This is a genomic window from Micromonospora sp. NPDC003776 (assembly GCF_053605645.1).
Genome location: NZ_JBSGJR010000029.1, coordinates 20,076 through 28,288, shown reverse-complemented (window position 1 = coordinate 28,288; position 8,213 = coordinate 20,076). Strand labels below are relative to the sequence as shown.

Annotated in this window: 9 protein-coding genes; 3 read left to right on the top strand and 6 right to left on the bottom strand. The window is 72.1% G+C overall.

The annotated features are described in order from the left end of the window. The coding region (locus ACWEVO_RS05020) for a M4 family metallopeptidase (protein ID WP_452306271.1) at positions 1 to 1,775 on the bottom strand (1,775 nt) is incomplete at its 3' end. 169 nt (positions 1,776 to 1,944) lie between these two features. Here ACWEVO_RS05020 and ACWEVO_RS05015 point away from each other — a divergent pair. Continuing rightward, positions 1,945 to 2,394 carry a hypothetical protein gene (locus ACWEVO_RS05015; RefSeq protein ID WP_452306270.1) on the top strand — a complete coding sequence of 150 codons (450 nt, stop codon included), beginning with the start codon at positions 1,945 to 1,947 and terminating at the stop codon, positions 2,392 to 2,394. A 34-nt stretch (positions 2,395 to 2,428) separates the two neighbouring features. On the opposite strand, the gene ACWEVO_RS05010 is transcribed toward ACWEVO_RS05015, so the two are convergent. The 5 genes from ACWEVO_RS05010 to ACWEVO_RS04990 all read right to left on the bottom strand — a co-directional run bounded on the left by ACWEVO_RS05010 (position 2,429) and on the right by ACWEVO_RS04990 (position 5,493). Next, a complete protein-coding gene (locus ACWEVO_RS05010; protein ID WP_452306269.1) occupies positions 2,429 to 3,040 on the bottom strand; it encodes a histidine phosphatase family protein in 612 nt (203 codons plus the stop codon). A gap of 64 nt (positions 3,041 to 3,104) precedes the next feature. Beyond that, positions 3,105 to 3,746 carry a DUF998 domain-containing protein gene (locus tag ACWEVO_RS05005; RefSeq protein ID WP_452306268.1) on the bottom strand — a complete coding sequence of 214 codons (642 nt, stop codon included), beginning with the start codon at positions 3,744 to 3,746 and terminating at the stop codon, positions 3,105 to 3,107. A 39-nt stretch (positions 3,747 to 3,785) separates the two neighbouring features. Continuing rightward, the gene (locus ACWEVO_RS05000) at positions 3,786 to 4,205 is read right to left on the bottom strand and encodes a VOC family protein (protein WP_452306267.1); all 420 of its coding nucleotides are present in this window, start codon (positions 4,203 to 4,205) and stop codon (positions 3,786 to 3,788) included. Positions 4,206 to 4,240: 35 nt separating this feature from the next. Beyond that, positions 4,241 to 4,645, bottom strand: a complete 405-nt coding sequence (locus tag ACWEVO_RS04995) for a helix-turn-helix domain-containing protein (protein WP_452306266.1) — start codon at positions 4,643 to 4,645, stop codon at positions 4,241 to 4,243. Further along, positions 4,642 to 5,493 carry a sigma-70 family RNA polymerase sigma factor gene (locus ACWEVO_RS04990; protein WP_452306265.1) on the bottom strand — a complete coding sequence of 284 codons (852 nt, stop codon included), beginning with the start codon at positions 5,491 to 5,493 and terminating at the stop codon, positions 4,642 to 4,644. The genes ACWEVO_RS04995 and ACWEVO_RS04990 overlap by 4 nt, the downstream gene beginning before the upstream one ends. A gap of 160 nt (positions 5,494 to 5,653) precedes the next feature. Between ACWEVO_RS04990 and ACWEVO_RS04985 the strand changes: the two genes are divergently transcribed. Continuing rightward, the gene (locus ACWEVO_RS04985; RefSeq protein WP_452306273.1) at positions 5,654 to 6,118 is read left to right on the top strand and encodes a carboxymuconolactone decarboxylase family protein; all 465 of its coding nucleotides are present in this window, start codon (positions 5,654 to 5,656) and stop codon (positions 6,116 to 6,118) included. A gap of 199 nt (positions 6,119 to 6,317) precedes the next feature. Continuing rightward, positions 6,318 to 8,111, top strand: a complete 1,794-nt coding sequence (locus ACWEVO_RS04980) for a carboxypeptidase regulatory-like domain-containing protein (RefSeq protein WP_452306264.1) — start codon at positions 6,318 to 6,320, stop codon at positions 8,109 to 8,111. The last annotated feature ends 102 nt before the right edge of the window (positions 8,112 to 8,213 follow it).

Genomic DNA, 8,213 nt, shown 5'->3' with positions numbered 1-8,213 from the left:
ACCGTCGACGGGTTGAAGGAGGCGGTGGCGCCGCTCGGCAGGCCGCTCGCGGAGAGGCTGACCGACTGCGCCGACCCGTTGGTGGTGGCGGTGGCGACGGTGGTGGAGACCGAGCCGCCCGCGGTCACCGAGCCGGAGGTCGGCGAGAGCGAGACGGAGAAGTCGTTACCGGTCGAGCCGCAGGGCGCGTCGGAGCCGGCCACGTTCACCGCGGTCCACGCCGCCTGCACGGTCTTGTACTCGGTGGAGCAGTTCCCGTACAGGTCCGTCGCCGCCTTGAGGGTGTACGCCCGGGCGGTGTTCGACGGGGTGGTGGTGTTCACGTACGAGGTGTTGGAGGTGAAGTACAGGTCGAGCGCCCGGTACCAGATCTTCTCCGCCTTGGCGCGGCCGATGCCCACCACGGCCGGCGCCGAGCCGCAGACCGGCGAGGTGCCGTACGAGGTGGCGCCGGTGCCCTCGGCGAGGTTGAAGAAGAAGTGGTTCGCCACGCCGGACGAGTAGTGCACGTCCTTGTTCTTGGTGCTGGTGCTCCAGCAGGAGTCGGACGAGCCGTCCAGCGACGGGTTGTACATGTAGCGCAGCGGCGTACCGTTGCCGTTGATGTTGATCTTCTCACCGACCTGGTAGTCGCCCGGGTCGGCCGGCGCGGCGGCGTAGAACTCCACCATGTTGCCGAAGATGTCGCTGGTGGCCTCGTTGAGGCCGCCCGACTCACCGGAGTAGACCAGGCCGGCGAGCGCCTCGGTGACGCCGTGGCTCATCTCGTGGCCGGCCACGTCGAGCGAGACCAGCGGACGGGAGTTGCTGGAGCCGTCGCCGTAGGTCATCTGGGAGCCGTCCCAGAAGGCGTTGACGTAGTTGCTGCCGTAGTGCACCCGGCTCGGCACGCCGGTGCCGTTGCCGAAGATGCCGTTGCGGCCGTGCACGTTCTTGAAGTAGTCGAAGGTCTTCGCCGCGCCGAAGTGGGCGTCGACGCCGGCGGACTGCCGGTTCGAGTTGGTGCCGTTGCCCCACGCGTTGTCGGCGTCGGTGAAGGTGGTGCAGGTCCCGCTGGTGGTGTTGTTCATGTCGCAGGTACGGCCGTTGCCGTGCGACGGGTCCACCATCGAGTAGGTGCTGCCGGAGAGCGTCGTGTCGATGCTGACCGTGCCGGTGTAGATGCCCTGACCGCTGCCGACCACCGACTCGATCTCGTCGTACGAGCCGATCACCTTGCCCGTGGTGGCGTCGGTGACCACGTGCAGCTTCGACGGGGTCTGCTTGTCCGCCTGCCAACCGGTGGCGACGGTCTCCCAAGCCAGGCGGCCCTTGCCCGAGCTGGCGTCGACGAAGAGCTCCGGGCTGCCCAGCGAGGTGAGCGTGCCGGAGAACGCCTGGCGCGCGCTGGTCCTGGCGGCGGCGGCGCCCACCTTGGCGGTGGTGCTCAGGGTGAGCGGGGCGGCCAGGCCGGACGAGGTGCCGACCATGGTGCCGTTCGGGGCGGTGTGGATGACGAAGTCACCGCCGTAGACGCGCAGGCCGTGGTACGTCCGCGTGTACCGGGTGTGGGCGGCCCCGGACGGGTCCACCTTCGTGCGGACGGCCTGGTACGCCTCCCCGCTGGCGCCCTGCACGGCACCGGGGTTGGCCTGGAGCAGGCTGTCCGCGTGAGCCGCCGCGGCGGATTCGGAGCCGGGGGCGCTGGGGGTTGCCGCGTACGCCGTGGTGGTGACGCAGGCCAGCACGCCGCTGGTGAGCAGTGCTGCGCTGACGGCGGCGAGGGGTCTCTTCACGTGCCCTCCTGAGGGAAAGATGTGACGGGGGTAGTCACTGATGTACATATAGCGATACATCGAAGAAGGCGGAAGGGGGCGAACGCCTTCCTGCCGCAGACATTGGCCGTTCGGATGAGGTGGTGCAGGTGACACGGAACCGAGTGACACCCCCGCGCGTCCGATCCGCATGAGAACCAGCCCCGTCGCGGCGGGCCTCCTCGCCGCGTTTCTCACCCCGCTGGCCGGGTGCGCGCAGTCCGCTGCCCCGGCCGCCGGCGGCCCGCCGGCCACCCTGCCCACCGAGGTCGTGCTGACCAAGTCCGGCGGCATCGTCGGGCTGTCCGACACCGTCACGGTGCGGATTGACGGTCACTGGACGAAGGTCGACCGCTCCGGCGGCTCCCGCACCGGCCAACTCACCGCCACCGACCTCGACCGGCTGCGGCAGCTCACCACCGACCCGCGGCTGCCCGCCGAGGCCACCGCCACCGCCCCGGCCAGCATGTGCGCGGACGCCTTCACCTACCAGCTCACCGTGGGTGCCACGACGATCGGCTACGTGGACTGCCCGCCGGAGGTCACCCCACCGGCGGCCACCGCCGCCGTGGTCGAGCTGCTCGACCAGGCCACCGGCTGACCCGCCCGGCGTGACCTGCCCCCGGGAAGCGCGGCTAGACGAGGTAGTCCGGTGGCAGGCCGGTGGCGCGGAGGTCCGGCGGGAGGTGGGCGACGTCGTTCTGGGCGATCAGGTTGGGCGGACCACCCGCGTAGTAGCGGATGACGGTCAGCCCGCAGTTGTGGTGGTTGAGGCCGAGCCAGCGCCGCTCCGGCGCCTCCAGCGCGTGCCGCACCAGCCAGCCGATCAGGAAGTTGTGGGTGATCACCAGCTCCCGGACGTCACCCTCCGCCGGTGCCGCCGCGAAGCGGGCCACCGCCTCCGCCGTCCGGCGCGGCCCCTCGGTCCGCTCCCGCTCGTCGAACCCGGCCAGGAAGTCGACGTACGCCGGGGGCAGGCCCGCCGGGTCCGTGTCGTGCGGCAGATGGTCCCCGACGCTCTCCGAGCACCGCACGGGTACGCCGGGCAGGGCGGTGGCGACCAGTTCGGCGGTCTCCACCGCCCGCCGCGCGGGCCCGTGGTGGACGGCCGCGAAGGGCGTCCCCCGCAGCCGGTCGCCGAGCAGCTCGGCCTGCCGGCGCCCGCGCGCCGAGAGACCGGTGTCCCCGCCCTCCTCGGCCCGGTCCTGCTCGCCGTGCCGGACCAGGTAGAGCAGTCGGCTCGCCACTCGTCACCTCACCACGATCGGGAGACGCGAGCCTAGCCCGCGCCTCCCGATCCCGGGTGTCCCGTCAGCGCGCCGCGGCCCGCCGGGCCCGCCACAGGGTGGCCGAGACCCAGGCCCAGCCGGCCCCGACCGCGACGGCGAAGCCGATCATCGTCGCCGGTCGCCCACCGCTGCCGATCATCGCCAGCCAGGCCGCCGCGAAGAAGATTCCGGTGGCCGCGCTGAAGATCGACCAGCCGCGCTCGCGCTGCCCGGCGAACCGGCGCGCGGCGACCAGGCAGGCCGCGATCAGGGCCGTGAAGGCGACCGCACCGGCGCCGAAGTGCGCCAGGCCGTGCCAGCTCAGGCTGCCCGGCCCGGCCGGAGTACCGGCGGGGAAGCCGTCCACCGGATCGGCCACGAAGATCCCCGACAGCACCAGCCCGAGGCCGTACTGGCCGATCAGCCAGGGGCCGGCGACCCGGCCGAGGGCGGGGTGCGGAACCCGGCGCAGCGCCCGGGCGGCACCCAGGCAGAGCAGCCCGGCGAGGACGAAGTCGGCGATCTGCACCCAGCCCAGGTCGCCGTTGCTCAGCACGCTGACCGGATGCCGCCGGATATCGAAGCCCGCCCGGGTCAGCCCCTGCGCCAGCGCGACCGCCACCCAGAGCGGTCCGGCCAGGACGCCGCCGGCCAGCAGGGCGTCGTCCACCGTCACCCGGCTCACCGGCCGAACCCTGATCACCTCGGTCACCGGTCCGCCCCCTCAGCCGCGCGGGAACATCTGGCCGATGCGGATCCGGTTGCCGAACGGGTCGCGGATGCCGAAGTCGATCCCGTACGGCCGCTCGGTCGGCTCGTCGGTGATGTCCACGCCCTTGGCCACCAGCTCCTCGTACGACTTGCGGGCGTCGTCGGTGGTGAGGCAGAGCCAGCCGCCCATCGCGCCCTTGGTGAGCAGCTCCCGCACCTGCTCGGCGGTGGCCGGGTCGAGGGCCGGGGGCCCGGGCTTCTCCAGCAGGATCTCGTGCTCCGGGTCGCCGGGTACGTGCACGGTGAGCCAGCGCATGAAGCCGAGGTCCTGGTCGGTGTTGACCTCCAGGCCGAGCTTGCCGACGTAGAAGTCGAGCGCCTCGTCCTGATCGAGGACGTAGATCTGGGAGCGGGAAATCGCGTTCATCGTCATGCCGAAGACGCTACGGGCCGCCCCTGACCTGCTGCTTATCCAAAACTGCTGGGTCTGGTCCAGGCCTTGGCGAAACAGCTCGGCACGTTGGCGGCGGCGGCCGCCCGGCGCCGGCGGAAGTCGGTGGGCGACTCCCCGACGATCTGGTGGAAGGTCCGGCTGAACGTGCCGAGGCTGCCGAACCCGACCGCGTAGCAGATGTCGGTGACGTCGCGCCCGGTCTCCAGCAGCATCGACATGGCCCGCTCCACCCGACGGCGTTGCAGGTAACGGTGCGGCGTCTCGCCAAAGGTGGCCCGGAAGGTACGGATGAAGTGCGCCTCGGAGACGTGCGCGATCCGGGCCAGCGCCGGGATGTCCAGCGGCTCGGCGTACGCCCGGTCCATGGCGTCCCGGGCGCGCAGCATCGCCCGGTTGGACTCCTCGGCCGCGCGGCTCACCCCTCCACCACCACTTCCAGGGCGCGGAGCTGCTCGGGATCGGCCACCACCTCGATGCCGAGGATCCGGTCGGTGACGACGAAGCTGAGCACGAGGCGGGTCTGCCGGTCGACCACCACCAGAGCGCCCGCCGCCCCGTCGACGTACGCCGGCACCGCGCCCTGCGCCCGGCCGTTGAAGAAGTCGGCCACGGCGGAGGAGCCGCGCAGCTCGCCCGCCCCGCCCATCCGGACCGCGGTGGCGTCGCCGCGCAGCACCACGTACGGGTCGAGCAGGCTGACCAGGTCCTCGAAGCGCCCCTCCCGGGAGGCGGCGAGAAACGCCTCGACGACCCGGCGCTGGCGGGTGGGGTCGGCCACCGGGTCGGCCGAGCGGCTCTGCACCCGACGTCGGGCCCGGCTGGCGATCTGCCGTACGGCCGGCGCGCTGCGGTCGACGACCGGCGCGATCTCCTCGAAGGGCACGGCGAACATGTCGTGCAGGACGAACACCAGCCGCTCGGTGGGGCCCAGGGTGGTCAGCACGACCTCGAGCGCCTGACCGACGGACTCGGCGAGCAGGGCCTCCTGCTCCGGGTCGCGTCCGCCGGCCGGCGGGGCGGCGGGTTCCTCCCCGGCGGTGTCGGCGGGCTCCTCGTGCCGGGTGGTGCCCGACCGCAGCCGGTCCAGGCAGACCCGCCCCACGGTGGTGGTCAGCCAGCCCGGCAGGTTGTCGATGCCGTCGACGTCCGCGCGGCTGAGCCGCAACCAGGTGTCCTGCACCGCGTCGTCGGCCTCGGCCGCGGACCCCAGCATCCGGTGGGCGACGGCGCGCAGCCGGGGCCGCTGCTCCTCGAAACGCTGGACCAAGACCTCGTTGCCGCTCAAATCCCGCCAACCCCCGCGACTGGAGAGTGATCGCCGCCACAACTGTCACGTCGCTCGTCCGGGCCTCGACATCCGGGTGACGGACGACAACAGCGGCGGCGCGATGAACGCCGGCCAGCGTAACAAGACAGGACGGATCACCATGACGATCGAGGCTCGTATCCAGAACCCCGCCGCGCTGCTCCCCGACGCCGTGAAGGCGGTCAACCTGCTCTACAAGGCGGCCCACTCGGCCGGGGTGCCCGGCAGCACGCTGGAGCTGGTCCACCTGCGGGCCAGCCAGATCAACGGGTGCAGCGCCTGCGTCGACTCCGGGGCGCGCAGCGCCCGCAAGAACGGCGAGACCGAGGAGCGGCTGTTCGCGGTGGCCGCGTGGCGGGAGACGCCGTACTTCACCGAGGCCGAGCGGGCCGCGCTCGCCCTGGCCGAGGCCGCCACCCGGCTCGCCGACCGCGCCGACGCGGTGCCGGACGAGATCTGGGACGAGGCGGCCCGGCACTTCGGGGAGAAGGAGTTGGCCGCGCTGGTGCTCTGGATCGCGACCACCAACTTCTTCAACCGGATGAACGCCACCACCCGGCAGCCGGCCCCGCAGAACTGGGGGTGATCGGATCGGGGGTCCGATCCGTGTCCGGTCGGCACCACGGCGGCGCAGCTCCGGGTGACCGACCGGCGGATCGGACTTCCGCCTCCGACGGGACAGGCGACGTGGCGATCGATTGGTACCGTCCCTCACACCATCCATGAAGGATGATGTCTCCGGCTGACGGCCGGATGACCTGTGCGTACTCAGAGGCGGGGGAACCATGAAGGGTAGGGTGCTGCGCGCGCTCGGCGCCGCGGCGACGGCCGGCCTGCTGGCCGTCATGGGCCTCACCGGCCCGGCCCAGGCGACGGAAACCGCCGGCCTGGACGGCACGATCACCAACAAGCTGACCGGCGCACCGGTCGCCGGGGCGGGAATCGTCATCCAGCAGCAGGACGGTTCCCACTGGAACTTCACCAACAGCGACACCGCCGGCCACTTCGCGTTTCCGGACACCCCGGCCGGCCAGTACACCGTCCAGGTGAACGCGGGCGGTTACGTCGAGGAATGGCTCTGGGGCCACCGGAACAGCTGGGAGGCGGACCTGATCACCGCCCCGGGCACCCTCCAGATCCCACTGATGCCCATCCAGTACGGCGATGTCGCCGGCCGGGTCGTGGACCGCAAGGGTGGCGGCATCCCGCGCGTCAACGTCGAGCTGCGGCGCGGCGGCAACTGGGTCGGCAACACGGCGACCGACGACGCCGGGCGCTACCGGTTCAGCCGGGTCGAGACCGACACCAACTATCAGGCCCAGTTCACCTTCCCGAGCGGCCAGGTGCTCTTCAACGGCGGAGCCAGCTCCGAGTACGAGGCGCCCTACTTCGCCGTGCAGGCGGACGCGACGACCACGGTCAACCTCACCCGGCCGCCGGTCGGGAATCTCGTCGTCAAGGCGGTCGACCAGGAGACCGGCGCCGCCATCGCCGGCTACTGCTGGTACCCGCAGGACGGCCCCGGCGGGTTCTCCTTCCAGACGACCTGCACCGACAGCCAGGGCCGGGCCCGCTTCCAGGACATCCCGGTCGGCACCTACCGGGGCGGCGGCTACGACCCGAACGAGATCTACGTCAACGGCCTCTTCGGCCCGGTGACCGTGACCGAAGGGGAGACCGCCAAGACCACCGTCAAGCTGGAGAAGTCGGTCAGCCTGCACGTCGACTTCGTCGACGCGGCCACCGGCGAACCGGTCAGCGGGGCGTGTGCCACCCTGGCCGACCCGGTGCACACCGACGTCTCGCAGTACGGCCAGTGCGGCTCCGAGGTGGACTACAAGAACCTCTTCGCCGCCGATCACTTCCGGCTCTTCGTCGCTCCGTACGACGGGGAGCACGGCGCGCAGTGGGTCTCGACGACCGGTGGCGGCACCGGCGACCCGGCCCTGGCCCGGGTCTTCGCGCCGACGCCGGGCGAGCGCATCCGGGTGACCGTCAAGCTGGACGGCGCCGGCACCGTGACCGGGGTCGTCCGGGACGCCGCGACCGGAGCCGGCGTGACCTATGTCTGCCCCAGCCCGACCGGGCCGTCCTTCGACGCCAACGCCGGACCGAACTCCTCCTGCACCTACGACGGCGGCCAGTACCAGATCCGCAACCTCGGCCCGTACCAGTGGAAGCTGGCCTTCCCGGCGTTCGACGGAAAGCACGCATGGGCGTGGTCCGGCGACGCGGCGACCCGGTCGTCCGCGACGCCGGTGCAGGTGACGGCCGGCGGGACCACCACGCTGGACGTGGCGCTGCCGGCCACGGGCACGGTCAGCGGCACCGTCACCGTGCCCGAGGGCGCCTGCCTACGGTGCGTGTCCATCACCGCGGTCGACCCGACCACCGGTGACTGGGCGGGCGTGGAGACGTCCCCCCGCGCCGACGGCACCTTCACCATGAAGGGTTTCAACACGCAGGACGTGCGGCTGCTCTACAGCGTGGGCGACGGCCGGGTGGCGTACCCCGACCTGATCCACACCACGGCGGGCGGTGCCGTCAATGGCGTCGCGATCACCGTGCCGGCCGCGTAACGCCGGCGACTCCGGGCCCGTCCACCGCGCGGTGGGCGGGCCCGCTGCCATCAGGCACCCGGTCGGCGACACGGGGCAGCGCCAAGTCACAACACGCTCGGC